General features: G+C 42.4%; 14 protein-coding genes. 6 read left to right on the plus strand and 8 right to left on the minus strand.

The features are described 5' to 3' along the window. Positions 1-4: 4 nt before the first annotated feature. The 5 genes from sufB to HMPREF1536_RS12630 all read left to right on the plus strand — a co-directional run bounded on the left by sufB (position 5) and on the right by HMPREF1536_RS12630 (position 4,569). Positions 5-1,450, plus strand: a complete 1,446-nt coding sequence (gene sufB / locus HMPREF1536_RS12610; protein ID WP_028729843.1) for a Fe-S cluster assembly protein SufB — start codon at positions 5-7, stop codon at positions 1,448-1,450. 83 nt (positions 1,451-1,533) lie between these two features. Further along, complete coding sequence (gene sufC / locus HMPREF1536_RS12615; protein ID WP_028729842.1) at positions 1,534-2,289, plus strand: Fe-S cluster assembly ATPase SufC; 756 nt, start codon at positions 1,534-1,536, stop codon at positions 2,287-2,289. After that, entirely contained in the window at positions 2,282-3,634 is a 1,353-nt protein-coding gene (gene sufD, locus HMPREF1536_RS12620; protein ID WP_081693415.1) for a Fe-S cluster assembly protein SufD, read from the plus strand. The genes sufC and sufD overlap by 8 nt, the downstream gene beginning before the upstream one ends. Before the next feature lie 94 nt (positions 3,635-3,728). Beyond that, positions 3,729-4,109 (plus strand): VOC family protein, encoded by a 381-nt coding sequence (locus HMPREF1536_RS12625; RefSeq protein ID WP_028729840.1) that lies wholly within the window; start codon positions 3,729-3,731, stop codon positions 4,107-4,109. A 1-nt stretch (position 4,110) separates the two neighbouring features. Continuing rightward, the gene (locus HMPREF1536_RS12630) at positions 4,111-4,569 is read left to right on the plus strand and encodes a GNAT family N-acetyltransferase (protein WP_028729839.1); all 459 of its coding nucleotides are present in this window, start codon (positions 4,111-4,113) and stop codon (positions 4,567-4,569) included. On the opposite strand, the gene HMPREF1536_RS12635 is transcribed toward HMPREF1536_RS12630, so the two are convergent. The 6 genes from HMPREF1536_RS12635 to HMPREF1536_RS12660 all read right to left on the minus strand — a co-directional run bounded on the left by HMPREF1536_RS12635 (position 4,566) and on the right by HMPREF1536_RS12660 (position 16,801). Then, the gene (locus tag HMPREF1536_RS12635; RefSeq protein ID WP_028729838.1) at positions 4,566-5,129 is read right to left on the minus strand and encodes an RNA polymerase sigma-70 factor; all 564 of its coding nucleotides are present in this window, start codon (positions 5,127-5,129) and stop codon (positions 4,566-4,568) included. The two genes, HMPREF1536_RS12630 and HMPREF1536_RS12635, sit on opposite strands and share 4 nt — an antisense overlap. Positions 5,130-5,283: 154 nt before the next feature. After that, entirely contained in the window at positions 5,284-8,520 is a 3,237-nt protein-coding gene (locus HMPREF1536_RS12640; RefSeq protein WP_225607939.1) for a DUF5107 domain-containing protein, read from the minus strand. Between the two features lie 217 nt (positions 8,521-8,737). Further along, entirely contained in the window at positions 8,738-10,318 is a 1,581-nt protein-coding gene (locus HMPREF1536_RS12645) for a RagB/SusD family nutrient uptake outer membrane protein (RefSeq protein WP_028729836.1), read from the minus strand. A 23-nt stretch (positions 10,319-10,341) separates the two neighbouring features. Beyond that, positions 10,342-13,671 (minus strand): TonB-dependent receptor, encoded by a 3,330-nt coding sequence (locus HMPREF1536_RS12650; protein ID WP_028729835.1) that lies wholly within the window; start codon positions 13,669-13,671, stop codon positions 10,342-10,344. 109 nt (positions 13,672-13,780) lie between these two features. Further along, positions 13,781-15,001, minus strand: coding sequence for a FecR family protein (locus tag HMPREF1536_RS12655; RefSeq protein WP_028729834.1), 1,221 nt, complete (start codon positions 14,999-15,001; stop codon positions 13,781-13,783). A 948-nt stretch (positions 15,002-15,949) separates the two neighbouring features. Beyond that, entirely contained in the window at positions 15,950-16,801 is an 852-nt protein-coding gene (locus HMPREF1536_RS12660) for an Rpn family recombination-promoting nuclease/putative transposase (protein ID WP_046151788.1), read from the minus strand. A gap of 712 nt (positions 16,802-17,513) precedes the next feature. On the opposite strand from HMPREF1536_RS12660, the gene HMPREF1536_RS27655 reads away from it, so the two are divergent. Further along, positions 17,514-21,200, plus strand: a complete 3,687-nt coding sequence (locus tag HMPREF1536_RS27655; RefSeq protein WP_150115622.1) for a DUF6383 domain-containing protein — start codon at positions 17,514-17,516, stop codon at positions 21,198-21,200. 224 nt (positions 21,201-21,424) lie between these two features. On the opposite strand, the gene HMPREF1536_RS12670 is transcribed toward HMPREF1536_RS27655, so the two are convergent. Continuing rightward, positions 21,425-22,009, minus strand: a complete 585-nt coding sequence (locus HMPREF1536_RS12670) for an RNA polymerase sigma factor (protein WP_028729831.1) — start codon at positions 22,007-22,009, stop codon at positions 21,425-21,427. Between the two features lie 144 nt (positions 22,010-22,153). Continuing rightward, a complete protein-coding gene (locus tag HMPREF1536_RS12675) occupies positions 22,154-23,518 on the minus strand; it encodes an alpha-L-fucosidase (protein ID WP_028729830.1) in 1,365 nt (454 codons plus the stop codon). Positions 23,519-23,623: the final 105 nt, after the last annotated feature.

The following is a 23,623-nucleotide window of genomic DNA, read 5'->3' on the forward strand; positions in this document are numbered from 1 at the left end:
AGATATGCAGGAGTCAAACGACATAATTAATGAGGTAACGAGCAGCGATTACAAGTACGGCTTCGTTACGGATATCGATACGGAGGTTATTCATAAAGGATTGGATGAAGAAACCGTCCGTATTATTTCTGCCAAGAAGAATGAGCCGGACTGGATGCTCCAGTTCCGCCTGAAGGCTTTCCGCCACTGGCAGACACTGGAGATGCCGACATGGCCTCACCTGAACATTCCTCCGATCGATTATCAGGATATAATCTATTACGCAGCTCCAAAGAAAAAAGAGGGCCCGAAAAGCCTCGATGAAGTAGATCCGGAATTGCTGAAGACATTCGACAAACTGGGTATCCCTTTGCATGAACGTGCACAACTGGCTGGTATGGCTGTAGACGCCGTGATGGATAGCGTGTCCGTAAAGACAACCTTTAAAGAGACGCTGGCCGAGAAAGGGATTATCTTCTGCTCATTCAGCGAAGCGGTGCAACACCATCCGGATCTGGTACAACAGTATCTGGGGAGTGTGGTAAGCTATCGCGACAATTTCTTTGCAGCATTGAACTCGGCTGTATTCTCGGACGGATCGTTCGTGTATATACCGAAAGGCGTGCGCTGCCCGATGGAGCTTTCCACCTATTTCCGTATCAATGCGGCAAATACCGGACAGTTCGAACGGACGCTGATCGTTGCCGACGATGAGGCGTATGTAAGTTACCTGGAAGGATGTACCGCCCCGATGCGCGACGAGAATCAGCTTCATGCCGCCATCGTGGAGATCGTGGCCAAAGAACGTGCCGAGGTGAAATACTCGACCGTGCAGAACTGGTATCCGGGCGATAAAGAAGGAAAAGGCGGTATTTACAACTTCGTGACCAAACGCGGATTGTGTAAGGGCGAAGGCAGTAAGATCTCCTGGACGCAGGTCGAAACCGGTTCGGCTATCACCTGGAAATATCCGAGCTGTATCCTGGCGGGAGATAATTCCGTAGGCGAGTTCTATTCCGTGGCTGTAACGAACAACTACCAGCAGGCCGATACCGGAACGAAGATGATCCATCTGGGAAAGAATACCCGTAGCACGATCGTATCGAAAGGTATTTCTGCCGGTCATAGCCAGAATAGCTACCGTGGATTGGTAAAGGTTTCTCCCCGTGCGGAAGGAGCCCGCAACCATAGCCAGTGCGACAGTTTGTTGCTGAGTTCCACTTGTGGCGCGCATACGTTCCCTTATGCCGATATCCAGAATGAGACGGCTGTGGTGGAACACGAAGCGACCACCAGTAAGATCAGTGAAGAACAACTATTCTACTGTCAGCAACGCGGTATCTCTGTAGAAGAGGCCGTCGGCCTGATTGTAAACGGGTATGCCCGTGAGGTAATGAACAAGCTCCCGATGGAGTTTGCCGTCGAAGCACAGAAGCTGCTGACCATCTCTTTGGAAGGTAGCGTAGGATAAAGCGGAATCGCGCGACGTCCGTGATAGCTATCGCGCATCACCCGCGATGAATATGGAACAAATATAGAGAAATAACAACAGATATGTTAGAGATAAAAAACTTACATGCCAACGTGAATGGCAAAGAGATATTGAAAGGCATCGACCTTTCTGTGAAAGCAGGTGAGATACATGCTATCATGGGGCCGAACGGTTCGGGAAAAAGTACCCTTAGCAGTGTATTGGTAGGTAATCCGGCTTTTGAAGTTACTCAGGGTGAAGTTACTTTCAACGGAAAGAACCTGTTGGAACTCGAACCGGAAGACCGCAGCCGCGAAGGTATCTTTCTCAGCTTCCAGTATCCGGTTGAGATACCGGGGGTAAGCATGGTGAACTTTATGCGTGCCGCCCTGAACGAACATCGCAAATATAATGGGCTTGAACCTGTTTCTGCCACCGATTTCCTGAAACTGATGCGTGAAAAGCGTGCCATCGTCGAGTTGGATAACAAACTGGCCAGCCGCAGCGTGAACGAAGGTTTCTCCGGTGGTGAAAAGAAGCGGAACGAAATATTCCAGATGGCCATGCTCGAACCGAAACTGGCTATCCTCGATGAAACGGACAGCGGCCTGGACATCGACGCACTCCGTATCGTGGCAAACGGTGTGAACCAACTGCGTACGCCGGAGAATGCAGCGATCGTGATCACCCACTACCAGCGTTTGCTCGATTATATCAAACCGGATGTGGTACATGTACTTTACAAAGGCCGTATCGTAAAGACCGCCGGCCCGGAACTGGCTCTTGAGCTGGAAGAAAAAGGGTACGACTGGATTAAGAAAGAGATGGGGGATGAGTGAGATGAGAGCCGAACAACAATATATCGATCTTTTTACCCGCTATGAAGACCTGGTGTGCCGGCATAGTGCAGCGGTGATGAATGCTCCGCGTGCAGAGGCGCTGGCCGATTTCGAGCGCCTGGGCTTTCCTTCGGTGAAAAGTGAAGATTATAAATATACGGATGTAGCGCAGGCTTTTGCTCCCGATTACGGAGTGAATATAAACCGCCTGGCCATCCCGGTGAACCCGTACGACGTGTTCCGTTGTGATGTCCCGAACCTCAGCACTTCGCTCTATTTCGTGATTAACGACACTTTCTACGATAAGATGATGCCGAAAGCTCATCTGCCGGAAGGTGTATATGCAGGCGGCCTGAAAATGTTTGCCGAAAAGTATCCTGAAGTGGCCGCCCGTTATTACGGAAAAGCGGCTAAAAGCAGCCACGACGGTATCATCGCTTTGAATACCATGCTGGCGCAGGACGGCTTCGTGCTGTATGTGCCGGAAGGCGTTGCCGTGGAACGTCCCATCCAGTTGATCAATATATTCCGCAGTGACGTGGACGCAATGGCTAACCGCCGTATCCTTGTCATCATGGAGCCGCGCTCGGAAGCTCGCTTGCTGATCTGTGACCATAGTATAGATGATGTGAAGTTCCTGGCCACGCAAGTAGTAGAGATATTTGCCGGTGAAGGTTCCTATTTCGATTATTACGACCTGGAAGAAAGCAGTATATCTACCACTCGTTTCACATCTGTTCATGTGAAGCAGGAAGCATCCAGCAACGTCCTGGTGAACGGTATTACGCTGAATAACGGACTGACCCGCAACAACTATTATATTGAACTGAACGGCGAGTATGCCGAAACCACCCTCTGTGGTATGTCAGTAGCCGACCGTGAACAACAGGTCGATACCTATAGCCATATCACACATGCGGTACCTAACTGTACCAGCACCGAACTGTTCAAGAATGTACTGAACGACCAGGCAGTGGGCGTTTTCAGCGGCCGTATCCTCGTGAAGGAAGATGCACAGAAAACGGCGGCTTATCAGACAAACCGCAACCTGTGTGCCACCCGCGAAGCCCGTATGTATAGCAAGCCCCAGTTGGAAATCTACGCCGATGATGTAAAATGTTCGCATGGTATGACTACCGGACAGTTGGATGAAAATGCTCTGTTCTACATGCAAAGCCGTGGTATTCCTTTGAATGAAGCCCGGATGATGCTGAGCGTTGCTTTTACCTCCGATGTGATTGATTATGTCCGTATGGATGCATTGAAAGACCGTTTGCATAAACTGGTAGAAAAACGTTTCCGTGGCGAGTTGGCACGTTGTGCCGATTGTCGTATCTGTAAATAAGATATTATTCTGATCTATATAAAGGCCCGGATGGATGTTATGTCTGTCCGGGCTTTTTGTTTATCTTTGCTATTCACCAAATCATTATTATATTATGCAGTTGACTCATATTGCTATCTGGACAAATGAACTTGAACGTGCCCGTGAGTTCTATGTGAAGTATTTTAACGGAAAGAGCAATGAAAAGTATGTAAATCCGAAGAAAGGTTTTGCCTCTTACTTTGTGACTTTTGAGGGTGGTGCCGCCCTGGAAATTATGCAGCGGACGGATGTAACCGGGGAAAAGGAAGGGCTGTTTATCGGCCTTGCGCATTTTGCCTTTTCTGTCGGCTCGAAAGAGAATGTCGATGGTATGATAGAATTATTCCGTAAAGAAGGATATACCATCCTCGGAGAACCGCGTACTACGGGCGACGGTTTTTATGAAGGTTCCATATCCGATCCCGACGGAAATATTGTAGAAATAATTGCCTGATATGGAAATACAAATCAAACAAACAACAGATTACCCTTACGATCTGCTTCTATTGGCCGATCCCAGCCGTGAATTTGTCGATAAGTACCTGAAAACATCGGATTGCTTCGTCGCTGTTTTTGAACAACAGCCTGTTGGAGTAGCCGTCGTACAAAAGCAGAGCGAGGATATGGCCGAGTTGATGAACCTGGCGGTGGATGAATCTTTTCAGCGTAGAGGAATTGCACGCCGCCTGCTTCGCTATATATCCGACGAGTGGGCTGTGGCAAACCACCTTTCTTCTCTGAAAGTATGTACCGGCACTTCCGCCCCGGGCCCCCTAATGCTTTACCAACAAGAAGGGTTTGACCTGAAAGTGCTGGATCGTGATTACTTCGTCCGGAACTATCCGGAACCGATTTGGGAGAACGGCATACAATGCCGCCATCGGTTGATACTGGAAAAAGAATTGAGTATTTAATTAAGAAATAAGAAGAGGAAAACCGGGTAATAATCCTTCAGGTTGGTATGAAGTTTCTTCAGTGCTTTAGAGATATGATACTCTACTCCTTTAGTGGTTATGCCCAGTCTCTCTGCAATTTCTTTATGAGATTTGTTTTCATAACGGCTCATAACAAAAACAACCCTGGTCTGTTCCGGTAAGCCGGCCAGGGTTTTGTTTACAATCTCTTGTGCTTCGGCCGTAAATAATTCATCCGGATTACATGCTTCAAGAGTAGATATACGGGTGTTTAACTCCCATTCCGCATGATTTAATAATTGTTGGTTAACATCTTCTCTTACCTGAAGGTGCTGAAGATAGTTGAGACATTTATTTTTTATGATCGTTAGAATATAGGCCGGTACATTTGAGTTTTCTTCCAGCGAATGGCGGTTTTCCCAATAATGCATTAATGCTTCGATCGTAAAATCTTCGGCAACGGCAATATCCCTGACATACGTATTAGCAAAGCGGATAAATCTGCCTTGATAGTCAGTGAATAATTGATTAAATGCTTTTAAATCTGTCGTTTTCTCCATTCCCAAGGTTTGTAATAGGTCGTAAATATAATGAAAATAGTGTTATAAATCTTCCTTTATCTTTATAAACCTGTAGATAAAAAAAGAACGATCCTCTATTGTTTTAGAAAATCGTTCTTTTTATTTGGAAAAACCTTTATTAATCAAAAGGCGTTTATTTTTCTCCCATCAGCTTGGCCCAGATGTTCCCGGGATATAGCTGGATTGCTTGTTTGAAATCTTCATTGGCTGCTGAAGGATTATTTTCTAACAGATGTACCAGACCGGAATAATACAAGATATTACTTTGTTGTACATTCTGATTGGCCTCTCCGAATTTGGCATACGAGTCCATCAGGTTTTTCTGCATGTGTTCCAGGCTCTTTTGCATATCGGCAAGTGTGGCATCGGCTTCTTCGTTCTTATTCAACTTTCTTAAAGATTTGACTTTATAGTAGTTCAAATCGGTCAATCTGTTTCTGAAACCGGTATTTGCAGATTTCTCGAAACATTCTTTGGCCTTATTCGCTTGATTCATTGCTTCGTAAGCAACGCCCGACAGATAATATACTTTCGCTTCGTATCCGCCTCTTGGTGAAGGAGCGACTTCAAGATTGACAGGATATTGGTTCGCCAGCTCAAACTCACGGATCGCATCTTTGTAGCGTTTCCCTTTCAAAAGTTTCATGCCTTTCAGCATGTGAGAGTCAACGTAGATATCGTGTACTTGTCCGCCACCTTCCCAAAGATGGAAATGCCGGTTGTCGAGTATTTTTATTGCTTTGTCGTATTGGCCGGAAGCATTGTACAGCGTCAGCAGACGCATAACGGCATCATCATGTTTCATCACGGTTTTAAGATAAGATTCCAATCGTTTTAACCGTACATTGGCCGGCTGGTTGGCTTGTTCGTATATCTTATCCGATTCCGTCAGCAGGAGAGGATCATTGGGATTCGCTTTGATAGCCATGTCATAATACTTCATGGATTTATCCAGCTCGTTCAGACAACCATAGCCGAATCCGACATTACGGCAAGCAATCGCGAACGACGGATCAAGCTCGGTAGAACGTATCCAATGGCTGAGGCCAGTCTCTTTTTGTCCGAGATAGTAAAGCAGATTGCCCAGATGATAATGGAGATATGAATTATCCGGACTTTCTTTCAGTAATGTTTCGAACAGGTTGATCTCTTCTATACGGAAGGGATAATTATTCAGCGGAGATAATGATCCGGCTTTATCCAGACAGGCAACGGCCTCAGTCTGATTATTTTGTTTCAACAGATTGTATGCTTTATAGTAATAGAGCAATGGGTAGGAAGCATACGGTTCACCTAAAGCGATTGCTCCATTCAGCAAGGTTAAAGCATCTTCGGTAGCTCCTATCGTCATGTAGTTGGACACAACTTCCAATAATTCTTGTACAGCGATAATACCTTTACTATTATGATTTGTTCCGGTGTTCAGGAAAGACGCGCCTTGCGAAGTTGCCAGGCTGGCTTCGGCTGCACTCCAGTAGTCCAGCGGATCGATTCCCTGGATATAACGGATTGTTTCCTGTGCTTCCTCTTTTTTGCCCTGCATCCGGAGAATATAAGCTTTCAGTGTAAGCGCCTGGAGATCACGGTCACCCACATGGAGAGACTGGGTGATCATATCCATTGCCTGCTTATAATCCTTGTCTTTTACCGCCAATACCGCTAACTCGTAGAAAGACCGGTGCTTGAAATCAGGAGTCCAGGTAGCAGCCCAATAAGCATCTATCGCCTTGGCTGTATTTCCCGTCATTTGATAGAGGTATCCCAGATAGTATAAAGCTTCTGTATTTTTCACAGTGGTATAGTCATGCGACAGGCGAGCTTGTGCACGGTTTAGATGCAACGCGGCTTTTTCCCATTTTCCCTGACGGATATAATGTTTTCCCACTTCGATATTTACACGTGCATCCATTGAATCGCGTGACAATGCTTCATTATAGAAGTCCATGTAATCCAGACGTGCGTTATTGAACTGATCGACACGCAGACCGGCAAGGTAAAGTTCCTCGTTCGTTTTATATTCTTTGACCGGCTGGGTCCCATCGATGACTTTCGGCAATGGTTTCTCATCCAATACGACCGGACGGTAATCGACCAACAGGTTTCCTTCTGCATCGTAAAGTGCTGTATAGAGAGCCGAAGCATCCGACAGATCCGGAACGGATACCTGGTCGAGGAAATACTTGTCCGGATCGATATCGATCCGCTTGTCCATTAATAACCGGTCTTTATATTTTACGATGACACGGGCATTTTCGTATAAGGTAGTTGCACAATAACCTACACGATAGTTATTACCTTCGGTCGATTCAAAGTTTACCGCAGCATCATCTGTGGCATTCTTAACGCCTTTGATTCCTTTTACGGGATACCATATCTGGCTGAATTCACGGATTTCGCCCGGATTTATCCAGCTATAATCGGGTTGATTGTCGGAATAGCCGCCCACCATCAACTCCAGGTAATGCCCGTCGTTGTCGGATAATATTTTATTCCACATTTCGCCGTTTGCGTTATTACCCCATAAGAAGAATTTCTTACCGGGCACAACGTGACGGTTGGCAACGTGCACGGTACCGGCATCTTTTCCATAATCATAACCGGCAAGAAAAGACATTTCGCTTCCCCAGGCAAAAATCGAACGGGAGCTTCCCGTGAAGTTTTTCCACCAGGACAGGTCTTCTGTTTTTCCGTCACCAACAGTTGTTTCTCCTTCCGGCCAGTTGGTGAAGTATACTTTATGATGGTCAGCTCCGAATTGTACATCGGGTGGGAATATAACCTGATACTGGTCGTTGCAATGTACGGATACGTTTGCCCAGTATAACATCGACTGGATCATCGGTGTCGGATTGATCACTTTGATCTTGGCTTCCACCCATGAACGGTTGGGGTATACCGATACGCCTACCGACCATTTCAACCGGTGACGTAACTCTGTTTCTCCTACCCAGATCGTCTTACTTCCATCTTCGTTTTCTTTCATTGTCCAGTTGATAGGCATATAGCTGCTGGCCCGGTGATGGTCGGGTATATTCCATTCCACACCGCCTGACAGCCAGGCTCCCAGCATACCGATCAAGGCGGGTTTTACTCCGGTTTGTGTGTAAAAGAAAGGATAGTTGTTTGTTTTATCGGCTGCCGCAAAGATGCGTCCCCCGATTTCGGGAAGGATGGAGATGTCGACATATTGATTGTCCAGTCGGAGCACGTTATATTCCTGTTCCGTCTTTTTCTCTGTCAATACATCGTACAATGGATAGGGATAGATATATCCTTCGGCTCCCTGATAAACACGGCCGGTAAAAAAGATCGGATCAATTTCCGGACTACCGATCTGGTAGGTTGGGATCTTTTCTGTTATGGATTTCATGTTAACCTCCTGGCCTAAAAGAGGACTTGCACATAACAACAATAGTGGTATAAACTTTAAATTCATGGTATCACAACTATATTAAATTATTAAACATGCAAAAAGATATAAAAAGAGAGAGAAGAAACTGCCCGAGATCACTCCCGGGACAGTCTCAAATAAGGCTTAAGCCTTAGAAAAACACCTTCGACTAATACCTTATTTTTTCTAGTTCACTTCAACGGGTCAGGTTTGAATTCTGCTGTTTATCCGTTGATGGATAAGGTAAATAAATTGATTTTTCACCTTGCCATGTTGTAGCAGAAGGGATCAATACGGTTTCTGCGATAGAAACGCCAGGAGCTACTTCTATCGAGGTATTGGTTTTACGTTCGTTGAAGGTTTGTTCCAATAACTCCATACGCAGCTGGTCGTCTCGGCGAGTCACCATACCGACCCAATAGCCGGCAACTTCCCATCCATGTTCTTTAAATGCTGCATCAGCAAAAGCAGAACCGCTCAATCCGGATACAGGATCCAAGCCGGCACGTTCACGCACTTTATTCAAGCATTCATAAGCCATTGCATTAGGAGTACCATCTGCACGAGCCTGTGCTTCAGCATACCATAGCAACACTTCTGAATAACGGATCAAACGGTGACGATGGTCATTGGTCATCCAACCTGTATTGGCAGGTTTCGTGTAATCATAATCTCCTCCGTCTTCACCGATCGTAAAGATACAGAACATCGGGTGTTGTTCAGGTATATCTTTATCCCACCAATCCAGTAATTCATTTCCTGCTGTATTTTTTTTCAAGATTTTAGGATTATAGGTCGCATCTTTACGAGGACCTGCCGGGAATTCTTTCCAGAATTTAATTTCACCCCAACCATCACCCCAACCACCGAGTGATTCGAACAGGTTACTATCTGTCATCTGAGAGTCTTCAACCCATGTAAATGCACGGGAGTAGTTGATACCTACAACCGTTTCGTTTGTATAATTATGACTCGGAGCGTATACATATTTATATTCCGGTTCCAGAATATATTCATACGTACCTGCGTTTACACCATCGATAACAGCCTTAGCCTGTTCTGCAGCGGAAGCATAATATTGCGTTTGTTTCAGAGGCCAACCTGCCATTGCCATATAAACAGCTGCCAAAGTGGCTTGAGAAGCTTGCTTTGTAATGTACACATTGGCACCTTCATATTTACGTGGTGCAGCAGAGTAATCAGTAGGAAGAGTTGCAATACAATCCTGCAAATCTTTTACGATTTGAGTATACACCTCTTCAACTGATGCCAGCGGGCGTTCATAATTTACTTCGTTATCCAATACCAAAGGTATAGGTCCCCAACGACGTACTAACCAGAAGTAATTGACTGCACGCCAGTATTTTGCCTGACCGATTGCAATGTTGACTTCTTCCTTTGTTGTTGGAGTTTTTTCTGCATTTAAAATAATGTAGTTTGCAGCCTTGATAGCTGTATAAGAGGTTTGCCAGGCGGCTTCTATTCCTTTATTCGCATCGGTCGGATGGAATGCATCAACCTCTGCATAGGCTTGTTTATTACTGCCTGGATTAGTCGTTAAATCGTCACCTTGCCAACTGGGAATAGTAGGATTGGTATTCGTTTGGATCATACATATCTTATTATATAAGGCATAAGTAGCCATGTCCAATTCTTCCTGAGTGGAGAAGAACGTTGAGGGAGTTAATTGTCCCTTCGGATCTTCATCCAGGAAATCACTACAAGAGGTTGACAGTAAAGCCAGACCTAAAGCATATACTATATATTTAGTTTTCATAATACTGTATCTTTATTTAATGGTTAGAAATTCAAGCGAACACCAAATGTATAAGAACGAGTCAACGGATAAGCTCCTAAATCAATACCGTCATTTACATCGACGCTACCATTATTGGGATCTACAAAAGAGATACCTGCCGGATCCATTCCTTTATAGCTGGTAATTGTAAACAAGTTCTGGCAACTGAATGTAAAGCGAAGATCGGCGAATTTTGCAACCTTTTTCGGTAAGTTATAAGATAAACTTAAGTTGTCCAAACGGAAATAGTTTGCAGATTCCAGGAACTTTGTAGAAGCGGAGGCTGACTGATAATCGTTGCCTGTAACAGAAACTGAGGGATAACGGGCTGAAACTCCCTTCACATCATAGTTGTTATTCAAGTATTCACGTAATGTGATGAATGCGAAATCTCCTGTCATAGCAGTTCCTGTAAAACGAACCAAATTCAGACGATCGGCTCCAAACGAACCAGTAAAAAACATATTTAAGTCCCAGTTTTTCCAACGCAAACTGTTGTTCCAACCCAATGTGAAGTCAGGATTTGCTTTTCCTATAAATGTTCTGTCTTTACTGTCAATTATTCCATCTTTATTTTGGTCTACAAATGCATCCCTTGCTGCTACAAACTCTCCTTTATCATTATAAATTTCTTCCAAACCTATCCACTCATATCCGTAGAAAGCACCGATAGGTTGTCCTACTTCCACGCGAGTCACACCATCTGTCGGGATCATACCTGCTGCCGGAGAAATTCCGGAAACGAAGTCTAATCCACCTAAGTCCTTTACTTCATTCTTTAGATAAGTGCCGTTGAATGTTGAACTCCAGCTAAAATCAGGAGTGTCGAAGATTGTTGCATTGATAGAAAAGTCAATGCCTCGGTTGCTTACTTCAGCCGCATTTACCCAATAAGAACCACCGCCATCATAATTCGGAATAGAGCGTTGCAACAAACCGTCTTTTGTTTTCTTATCAAAATAATCAAATGAGATATTCAGACGGTGATTCAACACGGAAAAGTCTACGCCTAAGTCCAATTGATGTGTTGTTTCCCATGACAAATTCGGAGTAGCCACTGTTGTTCCTACCCAATAACCAGTGTATTGAGAAGCACCTCCGAAAGCATACATCGCTTTAGACATCAATCCTAACGTCGCATATGGATTAATAGCCTGGCTACCGATCAAACCGTAACTGGCACGAATTTTCAAATCCTGGAATATGTTCTGATTTTCCATAAAATCTTCATTACTTAAAGACCAGGCAGCTGCGATAGATGGGAACCACCCCCACTTATCATCAAAGAATTTGGAAGAGCCATCGGCACGGATTGTCCCTGTCAACATATAACGGTCTTTATAGTTATACATCACGCGGCCTACACCTGACATCAATGCCCATTTAGAATAACTGTTGTCTGAAGTACGGCTGGAAGCCATATTAACATTCCACCAACCAACACTTTCGGTCAATAAACCGGAACCGTTTAGTGTCATATAACGATATTCAGACTGAGTCGCTTCGTAAACAGCTGTTGCAGTAAGAGCATGGTCACCCCATTTGTTTTGATAAGTCAAATTGTTGGTCGTTTGTAACGTCATCCGGTAAGCATCACTATTTCCCATACCGTTATTGCTGTTAGTAACCTTTTTGGTAGAGAATGAATATCCTTTCTGATCATTATAATCTACACCATTACTAGTTGTAAATGTTAATCCAGGGAGAATATCAAATTTTAAATCGATGCGGGCATTGACAATATCGTTAAGAGTTTCTCCAACTTGTTCTCTCAATATTCCCACCGGATTATTTTGGGTCAAAGCACTGTATGGATCTCGGGTATATGTACCATTTTCATTTAAAATACCGAGTACTGGAGAATAGTTCATTGCTACATTAATGATATTACCTTTTCCTGCATTGAAGTCTCCACTTTTTCTCACATTATGAGATGCATTCACATCAGCGGTAACATGCAACCAATCCAGAACTTGAGAGGTGATATTGGCACGAGCTTGATAACGTTTGTTTGAATTCTCAATAACGACGCCTTCTTGTCCTACATAGTTACCGGAAACTAAATATTGAATTTTATCGCTACCTCCGGAGAATGTCAGTTTGTAATCTTGCGTAATACCTGTCTTATAAATCTCATCCTGCCAATCTGTACCTGCCGTTCCATTTTGAAAAGCAGACAATTGATCGGAAGAGAATGTATTGGCTCTATAAGTATTATATAATGTAGCAAATTCATATGGATTCAGCGTGTCATAACGTTTAGCGACTGTGCCGACACCGATTTGTGCATCGAACATCACCTGTCGTGTGTTGGCTTTACCTGTTTTTGTCGTAATCAAAACAACCCCGTTGGCTCCACGCGAACCGTAGATAGCCGTAGAAGATGCATCTTTTAAAATCTGCATAGACTGAATGTCCTCCGGGTTCAATCCTGTCAGGCCACTTTCACGAACAATGCCATCGATTACATACAACGGATCATTGCTACGGTTGATAGAACCGGAACCGCGGACACGGATCTTAACCGTACCGCCCGGTACACCACTGTTCTGCACCTGAACACCTGATACTCGTCCTTGCAATGCATCAGAGACCTGTTTGATCGGTTGGTCTTTAAATGATTTGCTATCCAAAACGGATACAGATCCGGCCAAGTCTGCTTTACGAACTGTACCGTAGCCAACGACTACAACCTCGTCGAGAGCTTGATTGTCTTCTTCTAATACAATGTTGAACAATGTCCGGTTGTTTATTTCGATTTCTTGTGGCAGATAACCGATGTACGACACTTGCAGAATAGCATTTGCCGGAACATTTTCCAACGTGAATTTTCCATCTAAATCAGTAATTGTTCCGTTTGTGGTTCCTTTGACAAGGATATTTGCTCCGGTTACCGGTCCCATGTTATCCCTTATGGTACCTGAAATTGTACGAGTGTCTTTCTGATTTGTTTCAGTGTTTACAGGCGTTTCTTTCTTTGAAATGATTATCTGACGGTCAGATATAGAATAATTATTTTCCGTGCCGGAAAATAATTGGTCGAGTATTGTATCTATCTTTTTGTTTTCAACATTGATAGATACTTTGCGGTTCAAGTCGATCGATTTGTCGAGATAAAAGAAAATAAACTCACTGCTATTTTCTATTTCATTAATAACTTCTTTAACTGTCTTATTATTGTAGTTGATAGAGAATGATGCTTCCTGAGAATATGTTTCTGAGGCAAAGCATGATCCAACGGTTAAAAACGCGAAAAGTAAAAAAATCTTCATGGCGCGTATTAGTCTTTTTTGTTTGGTTTTCCCTTGACTAAACCTGGTTTTCTTATTCATATTCTGTAACGATTTAAGTTTATAATACGGTTTAATACTAGTGATTTGATAATGGGTAAGTCCTAGACTTTTACCCGGTTTAATTTAAGGTCCCATATTAATCTGAATTTTAAGGTTTAACAATGATGTTTATAGATTCATTTGTTTGCTCTATTTCAATCGGAGCAGCATTCCGGAGTGCATTGAATACCTTGTCCAAATCATCTTTCAGATCCAGCTTACCGCTACAAGTTAGTTCACTAACTTTATCGTCCCAGTGGATTTTAACCCCATAGTACTTACAAAGTTTTTCGAGTACAATATTCATCTTTTGATGCCTGAACTGGTAATAGCCATCTTTCCAGGCAACATAATCCTGGGTATTAACAGTTGAAGTATAAATCTTGTCATTAGAATTGTTGTACGTGAACAACTGGTTCGGACTGATAGTGTTTTTCTTGCGGCCTTTTACCTGTATTTCCACTTTCCCTTCTACCAGTACGACATTACTGTTGGATTCGTTTTCATAGGCAGAGACATTGAACTGCGTCCCGAGGTCTCTGATTTCCATCTTTTTTGTCTTTACGATAAACGGTCGTTTTTCGTCATGAACCACATCCAGATAAATTTCACCTTCAACGAAGATCTCCCGGCTATGATCTGAGAATTTATTCGGATAAATAACTTTCGAACCGGAATTTACCCATAATTTACTACCATCTGCGAAAGTGACAAAGGAACGTTTACCGATGGGGACAATCAATTGATTGAAAGATTGAACTTCTTTCTCTTTTTGTTTTTCTTTTTCTTTCCCAACCTCTATATCTTGTGAGTTAACGCTAATACTTCCTTCTTCATTATATTCGAGTTGAGTCTCTTTTCCTTCAATCGAGAGCTTTTTATTTTCCGAAAGGATTAATTGAACATTTTCCGAAGGATCATCCGTTGAGGGTATCGATTCGATAATCGCTTCATAATTAATTTCGGATTTATTGGAATATATGCTATACCATCCATAGGCCAGTAAAGCCAGTAATGAAGCGGCTGCCACTGCTGTTATTTTCAGGAAACTGCTCCGGCGTTTCTTTAAGTCATACTGATTATTCGCTGTCTGAATACGTTTCCAGAGCTCTTTTTGCTCTCCTTCCGGTAAAAAAGGAGTTTCTGTAGATGTTCTTATATTTTTCAGGAAAGAGTGTGCAATCTGCATCTCCTGTCTAAAGGATTCGTTTTCGTCCTGAAGTTGTTGCCAGAATTGATGGTCCTGAGCAGTCGGATGCAATACCGATTTCAGGAAATAATCATCATTCAACAACTGATGGGCTTTATATTTTGTATAATCCTTATTCATTTCAGGGGTGCTTTTACAATAAGGATACAGTAGTTCTTTTTTTATACTCACTAAAAAAAAGAAATTTTTAGAAACTGTTTTGAATTTATTATTTGGCTGCATTATAGAAAAAACTGAGCTATCCCGGCCCTCGAAGAGGGCCAACTAACTTAACCGCAGGTTACGCTTCGCTTCACCAGCGGTTAACATAGTAGGCCCTCTTCGAGGCCCTCAAGGATGCAATAACAGTCACAGCTGTATAGCTCACATCTGGCAATATGTAAAAGACTCATATCTGGCAAAAGGTGAGTCATTTAGCGATATTGTAGACTCGAAGGGATCAATTGTGAATTATCTACAATATCTGCAACTAATGATGTATAAATTTGTATATCAATATATTAAATCATGGTTGTAGATAATATTGTATCTACAATATCAAGTATGTATCTACCACTATTTTAGACTTTGCAATCACCTAATATAATCTTCTTTCATTTGTCAGTTATCACAATTACTTCCCTATCCGTTATCCGGTGCCCGGCATGATTCATTTAGTTTTCTGCCGTCTAAACTAAAGTTTTCTCAGTACAAAACTTTAGTTTCTATCGGATAAAACTTTAGTTTCCTCCGGTAGAAACTTTTTCCCCATCCCTGCCTACCCATCTGCTAAAAAGCAACAATAGTATATTGAGTGGTAGATGTCGGGCAATAATTGTAGATACAATACCATCTACAACATATATCAAACACCCTTATTTATAAAGCATATAGGATATAGTGGTAGATATTGTAGATAATATTATAAAATAAGAAAACCAAGGATTATGAAACTGTTTTGAATTTATTGTTTAGTTCCATTATAGGAAGAACTGAAACATTTAAATCTGGCAGGAAGTGAAACAAAATCAGCCGGGGTATTATGTATTAATACAACCCGGCTGATTCAATATATTATGCAATCATTAATTACAATTCGTCAATCTCTTTCACCGACAGACAGGTACATTGGGCAATCGTTTCGATATTGACTCCCTGCTTTTTAAATTTAGTAGCAATCAGTCTTTGCTCTTCAGTTTTACCTTTCTCCATTCCTTTTTTCAAACCTTTCTCCTCAGCTTCTTCAACCGCATATTCCATCGTAGCATGCCAGTCACGGTAAATCTTCAGGTTCTCCTCATAGATGGCACGCTCGTGGTCGGTCATCGCATTGAGGTTTGCCACGTCGAGCAAACGTCTGAAAGCATCCTCTTTCTCCTTGAACGGAGACATATCAAATAAATTCATATTCTTCAAGATATAAACCGTGTTTTCGAGAGGTGTCGTGCATTCCTCTTTTGTCAGATTGAACAGGTCGAACGACAGATAGATCTGTTTCAGTTTGACCTCACCAAAAGTTTTACCCGTTGCCTCGTCGGCCAGGACTACGTCCGTACGCCAACTACGAAATTCAGGCAGGCTGAAGTTCAACAGGTAGATACCGTAGACGGGAAGAAGGCTGTATTGCCAGTCCCGTCCGCTCTTTCCCTGACGGGAAATCATTCGACAAAGGTAATATAATCCGCGGTTAAAGAAATAACGTTGCGGGCAATTCTGCATTTCCAAGACAAATTTCGTCCCGTCCACATCTTCGCAAAGGAGATCGAAGATCACCGTGCGTTGTTCTACTACTTCCGGTTGGATTTCTTTATCGAGATAGGTCAGGCCTTTCACCTGGCGTTCACCCTGAAGGGCGGCATTGATAAAATCAATGGCTACTTGCTTTACCCCGAAGACAGCCTTGAAGCCGGCATCGAGCATGACATTCACGTATCTTTCCATATGTTAATGGTTTAAATGGTCTATTACCCAATAGCGGGTAACGCGACAAATGTAAGTATTATTTTATTATTCCGGTTATCGAAAAGCGTATTTTTGATTCAAAGTTGTCAATATGTGAAACATTCACATTTCATTAAAGGAACAGATTCATTACAGTATTGTCGAGGTTGTACGCGATCTCTGTGCTGCACTGGATACCCGTTTTGTAATTTCTCTTTATCCCCCAAACCGGGGGATATGTTGCGTAAATCGAGTTGTTTCGTTCTATAATCCACCTATTTCGGAAAATAAGGAGCGTTTTTTCTTGCTGATTCGGAAAACCTCTTTACCTTTGCAACGATTCCGTAGCGGGCAGCGGCTCGCGATAAACGGTTTCAATTACATATTGTAAGTATTTTACGAAGATTATTCTTACCTTTAAAATCGGCAAAATTTTAAGCACAATGGGGATAATGGACAGTAAATGCTTGCGCTTATTACGAATAAGTGTATCTACCATTTTATATGGATAGATTATATTATATCGTAAAGGCGCGGGCTGTTGTTCTATTATTATTGTGCGGGTGTTTGCCGATACCTAAAGGTTGATAATAGACAACGCCCGCGTTTTTTTGTGCCCGTTCATAATCATTCGTGGGGGTTGTTCCCCCCTTCGTAAATTAATTGTTGGTTTTTCTTACTATAATTTATAAACAATTAATTTTAAATGATTATGAACAAAAAGTTTTCTACACTTATGGCTGTCTTCCTGGCAGCCGGTGCTACGTTTACTGCAGAGGCTGGGGTGGTGAAGGTTACCAAGCCGGTGGTCGGTAAACAGTATGTGATTGCGGATGGTGGCTGGGCTGTTGGAACACAGAAAGCCGTTTTAACATCGAATGATGGTGCTACTGGAGTTATTGGTATAGTTGGAGATGCAACTAAATTTTCAACGCTACCAATGTGGACTGTTGATAAAACAAACAGCGAAATAGTAATTAAAATTGCAGATGGTAAGTATTTGAATAGCGAGAGTGGAACTATTACGTTAACTGCGAAAACTGCCTCTGAAGACAATCAAAAGATTACTTATGCAGAAGGAGCTCCTTCAATTACAATTGGAGCAGAATCAAATCCTATTAAATTTGGAGACTTTGCACCAGCAGCTACTACAACTACTGTTTCAAATGTTAGTGGTGGTGAGGCTGCTTTTTATGCAGAAACTTACGATCAATCAGGCGATTTGTTGATTGAAGCTCCTGTTGCTACTCAGCCTTTATTTATTAAGATTGGAGATAAATATTTGGCACCGACATCAGCAGCAGATGTTACAAAGACTTTGGAATTGGTATCTATTGATTTCGATAAGCCTGATTATAACTTGATTCAAAGAGCTAGTTGGACGGTAAGTAACGGTGTGTTTACTTCTGTTTTGAGAAGCAGTGGTACATATAAATATTTGAATGTTGCTAGTGGCGATGGTGCTTTGGAAATGGGATCAACTTCTACAAAAGTACTAGCATTTGATGGGGCAGATTATGCTGCAATAAAAGGTGCTGCTTTGACAAAGGCTGATGGAACTAAAGCATTAACAGCTGGTCTGGAATTGACAGATTATGATGGAGCAAGGAGCTATCCTGAAGCATTGCTTTATAAAGCACCGACTGTTATTACTGCCACTCATACAGGAGCTATTGATGCACGTCAGTTCGTAAATGGTGGTTGGTATTATGTTTCTACTAGTGCTACCGAATGTTTGTCTGATAATGGAACTGCAGGTTCTCCTACTTTTGCTGCTGGTAATGTTGATCCTACAACTGTATTGGCGAATAGCTACTTGTGGAAAGTGGAAGTAAAGAATATTGCCGGTTCAGACATAGTTACTTTATTGAATAAATCCACTGGTAACTATTATACTGTATCAGGTGTATCTAGTTTCATTGCAGAAACTGTTCCTGCTTATACCGCTGGTATGGTTTTGAAAACAAAAGCTGGCGGATATATTAATGGTGTTGGAACTTCTGCTGGCGCTGATGTTGATGCTGCCTTGAAATTTGGTCTTCACCTTCCCGGTAACGTAAATTACACTGCAGCAGAATTGAACGCAATGATGTCAAACGGTTTCTCTATGGCTGTTTCAACAGCAAAAGAGAATGGTTCAACTTCTATTGAAGGAGCCAATACATTTGCAGGTATCTTGAAAGCGGTTAATGCAAATGTAAATCGTTTCCAATTGACAGACGCAGACGGTAAGTATATCGTATTGAGTAAAACAGAAGCTTGGGGTACTAACACAGATATGAATGGTAATAACCTGAATAATCGTGGTTTGAAGTTTGCAAAAGTTGAAACAGTTGATGCAACTAAACAGTATTCTTACTTCGAAATCAAATATCCGCAGGTAAATGACAAGGCTTCTAATGAAGAATTGGTAATTGAAGTGTACGATGCTGCTACTGCCGGAGATTTAATAGGACGTATGTATGTAGGTTCAATTGCAGGTAAAAACTATTTGACTGTATCTAAGGATATCGATGCTACAAAAGAAATTTGGCCGTATGTTTCTTTGGGTGGTTCCGACCTGGTAAACCTGAAAACATTCCTTCTGAAAGGCAAGTTCTACACCGTAGCTCGCGTAGACGCAGAATATCAGATTGAAAAAGTATTAGGTACTGCTTCTAACGGTGCTGCTGCATTGTTGGATAAAGGTGCTGTTCAGATGGATCAGCCGGAAGGACAATGGGCTGCTTCTGTAGATGCTAACGGTAAACTGGTTCTGACTAACCGCGAAAGCCTTGCTAAATATACAGACTTAAGCGTTCTTTACGGAACTGACAAAGACAATGTTTATAAAAACGGTGACAAACTGTATCAGATCAAAGTTGTTGAAAAACACGCTACTACCGATGGTTACGAAGCATGGACAAACAACCAGCTGCGCGACGAACAATATACATTAGGATTCTATTCTAACGTATTAGGAGCTGCCGCTTATATGTCTGAAAATCATGAAAATAAGCACCTGATCGGTTTGGAGAAAGATATCAAGAACGCCACTGCTTGGGACGTAAAAGCATTCGATGCCAAGCGGACAGACGCTGCTCAGACTGACTCTGTTTATGTAATCAGCAACCTGTATTTCTGGAACAAGGATAAGAAAGGCGGAGCTGACTGGGATATCGTATCCGATACATTAAAGACTGTATCTTATACATTTACGAATGCTTCTAACAGCGAACCTGTTAAATATAACGCGACTGAAGATGCTTATATCTGCGATCCTACAGCTGATGTTAAGGGTGACCGTTTCGCTATCAAGAAAATGGCTGACGGCAAATACAACCTGGTAGCTGTTGCAACAAATGATGCAGAAAAAGATGCTGATAAGTATTATACTTTGGCTAGTAACAAATTGTATGGTGGTTTCTCTGTAGCTCAGGGTAATGTTAACGCAACAGGCATGTACGACAAGTCTGAAAACGACCTGGCTGTAATCGAAAAGACTGCTGCTCCTGAATACGTAAAACGTAACATGAGCGACACGATCCGTATCTTCCGCGAAGGTGCAGACGCTTCTATCCTGTTTGAAAAGGGCGAATTCCTGGGTCTTGAAAACATCCATGAATTTACAAAGATGGCTCCGGCTATGTATGTAGACACTGCTTACTACAACCGTGGAACTAACAACCGCTGGCAATATCTGCTGGGTGTAGAGATCGACCGCAAGGTAGTTAACGACGACTGTGGAGTTCCTTCACACGCAAAATTCCATGTCGACACAACTTACGGACGCTTCCTGGTGAACCTAGTTGACTCAGCTGAATTATACAAAAAGACTCACCTGCACGACAACAAGTATGTCAATACAGAAGGTTTTGCAAAATTAGGCTTCGTGAAAGGTTTCCATACAAACGATACATTGGTTATCCAGCGTGAAGGTGTATTGGTTCCTGCTAAGGCTGACTCTATCTACATGGGTAGCAAAGATTTCAACGTAGCTAAGTTTGCTTTCCGTATCGTAGACCACGAAACGAATGCATTCAAGATTGAAACACTTTACAAGAAGTTCTCTGACGGCCCTGCTGCAAAAGCAGATAAGTTGGGTTACTTGAAATGGATGAACGGTTTCGTAGTTGTTGTAAACGCAATCGAAAACGGTGATACATTCAACCTGGAAGCTGATCATAGTGCTCCGACAGCCAACGAAGGTGTATCTACATCTGAAGTATCGGTAATTACTAAAGAAGGTGCAGTTGTTATCAACGGCGCACAGGGTAAGAAAGTAGTTCTCACTAACGTTCTTGGTCAGACAATTGCCAGCACAATTCTTTCTTCCGACACCGCTACAATCTCTGCACCTGCAGGTATCGTAGTAGTAGCCGTTGAAGGTGAAGCTGCTGTAAAAGCAATCGTAAAATAATAGAAACGTTTTATAATCAATAAATTTAAATTAGACTGCGCGGCAAAGGGCGGTTCGCGAACCGCCCCCAACCAATTACCCCGCGAGGGCGAACAAGCGGTTAGTATTAATATTAAAATAGTGAAATAAAGTTCTTTCTGTTCTACCTTTGTGAAGAGCGAAAACAGGCAAAAAAGCCCCGACGGTTCATTCCGCCGAGGCTTTCGGCATTGTTAGAAAATATATCATTTTAACGAAATGGCGAGTATTAATAGGAATACTTCAATGGAATCGTAATTTTGTCTTACTTTTTTAAGTGAACGCTGGATCAGGTTCTGTGCAGATTGATAATTCAGGTTCATCAGTATGCATATCTCATCCATACTTAATTCCTGGATAAAACGGTAATAAATAATTTCTTTTTGACGGGGCGTTAAAAGGGCTAGGATCTCATTGATCATTTTCTGCTGATTGGCATATTGTTCATTATTGATAAAATCTTCTTCGACGGTGGATTCTAATGAAAATTGAATGTTTTCCGGCAATTCACGGTCATAAAATGATTCCTTATATAGAGTGCGTATAAGGCAGTTTTTCAGTGAGACGAATAAGTATACTTTGATATTATCAGGGGTGATAAGGTTATTCCTGTTTTTATACAGCGAAGTGAAAACTTCTTGTATACAATCCTTTATGATTTCAGGATCGGAAGTAAAGCGAAGACCGTACCGGTATAAAATTTGTACATAAGTAGTGTATATCCAGCTGTACGATTCGTTATCACCGGAAACAAATTGCCGCCATTTTATTTTACTCTCATCTACTTGCATACTTGTGTTTTGTGTAGCAAATATAAGACAATTATACTAAAATCAAAGGCTCGGCCTATCGTTTATGAGAAATAAAAAAGCTTTGGGGATAAATAAAGGCCTCTGATAGAATGTTTTCTCAAAGGCCTTTAATTTCAAATTTATTTAGAGTGTTTCGAATACGGAGAAATTTATTATCTGAGGATCTGCTTTCGATTCGGTCACAACTAATTTTATTGCTTCAACTGTTCGGGAGTCAAATCTGTTTATGTGTTTATGTCCGATGCTGCTACCCGAAGATAACTCGATCCATTCATTTCCTTTTTTACCTTTCAGTAAATATTTCAGTATCCGTTCACCTTTGGATATATCTTCCTGCAGGACGACACGGTTTATGCTGGTCGGTTTATCGAAAGAAATGGTGTATTCTGATCCGGCACCAGCTATTTGTTGTAGCGGTGTTCCATATTGGCGTGCAATCTCATGGCCAAGCGCTTCGACCTGACGGACATCGGTTTCAGGGATAAGACCTTTATTATCGACAACCAAACCTAAAAGCATATTTGTGTTTCTTCCTACACTGGTTTCATATTTAGTGAGTAGTTCAAGGATGGTAAACATCATGCTGTCCTGTCCGGCTGTCCAGAACCAGCCACCCTGGAAAGAGCGGTTCCATCGTAAAGTGAAATCAGATTCTCCCGGACACCAGAAGGGAGCAAAAGGATCACCATTCAGTCCATTGATAACACGGGTACCATCAGCATTCGTCGTAGAGTCGGCTGTCGCCCAGCAAGGATAAGGGGCAACGCCTTCCTCATTTCCTACCCATCTGATCAGGTTCGGATGTCCGTATGGCCCCTGGAAAGCGATTGCATTCGGTTGTAGCTTCTGAACCAGGGATAATACATCCGCACCTCCTTGGTCTCTGGAAAGTACACCGCCGTCGAACCATATCTCGAACAGTTCACCGTAATTACTCCATAATTCTGTTAACTGTTGCGTAACGATTTGGTTATATTCTTCTTGTGTTACAGGGCTCCCTTCCTGAACTACGCCCGGATTATCCACGTATAAGTAACCATTTGCTGTCGTACTGGCATAGATACCCGGTTTGATGTTATATTTTTTGCAGGAAGCGATGAAGTCGGCAACAATATCACCTTCGCCGTTTTTCCAGGGCGATTGTTTGATGCTGTAATCATGTGCTTCCGTCGGCCACAGGCTGAAGCCGCTGCAATGTTTGGCAACAAGGACTGCATATTTTGCACCCATCTTTTGGGCTGTTTCCAGCCATTGGTCGGTGTTCAGTTCTGTCGGATTAAAAATGGATGCATCCGGATGTGTTCCCCATTGCCTGAAATTATAGTCCGGTTGGTAAACGGGCATATCGAAATGGATCAATACACCTACTTCGGCATCGGCCCAAGCCAGTTGCCGCGCATTGGGTGTGACAATATTCGTCGGTTCGTTGGATGAACAGGATATAAGAACTGACAATGCAGCCAGTAATCCTACAAATGTTTTTTTCATGATTGAGTCAGATTATATTTCAGATACAAGTATAGTGAAAAATAATGAGCTATTAAATAAAATGTCAATAAGCCAATGTGCCAATATACCTAGTTTTAAGAATTT

Source organism: Parabacteroides gordonii MS-1 = DSM 23371 (assembly GCF_000969825.1).
Taxonomy (GTDB): Bacteria; Bacteroidota; Bacteroidia; order Bacteroidales; family Tannerellaceae; genus Parabacteroides; species Parabacteroides gordonii.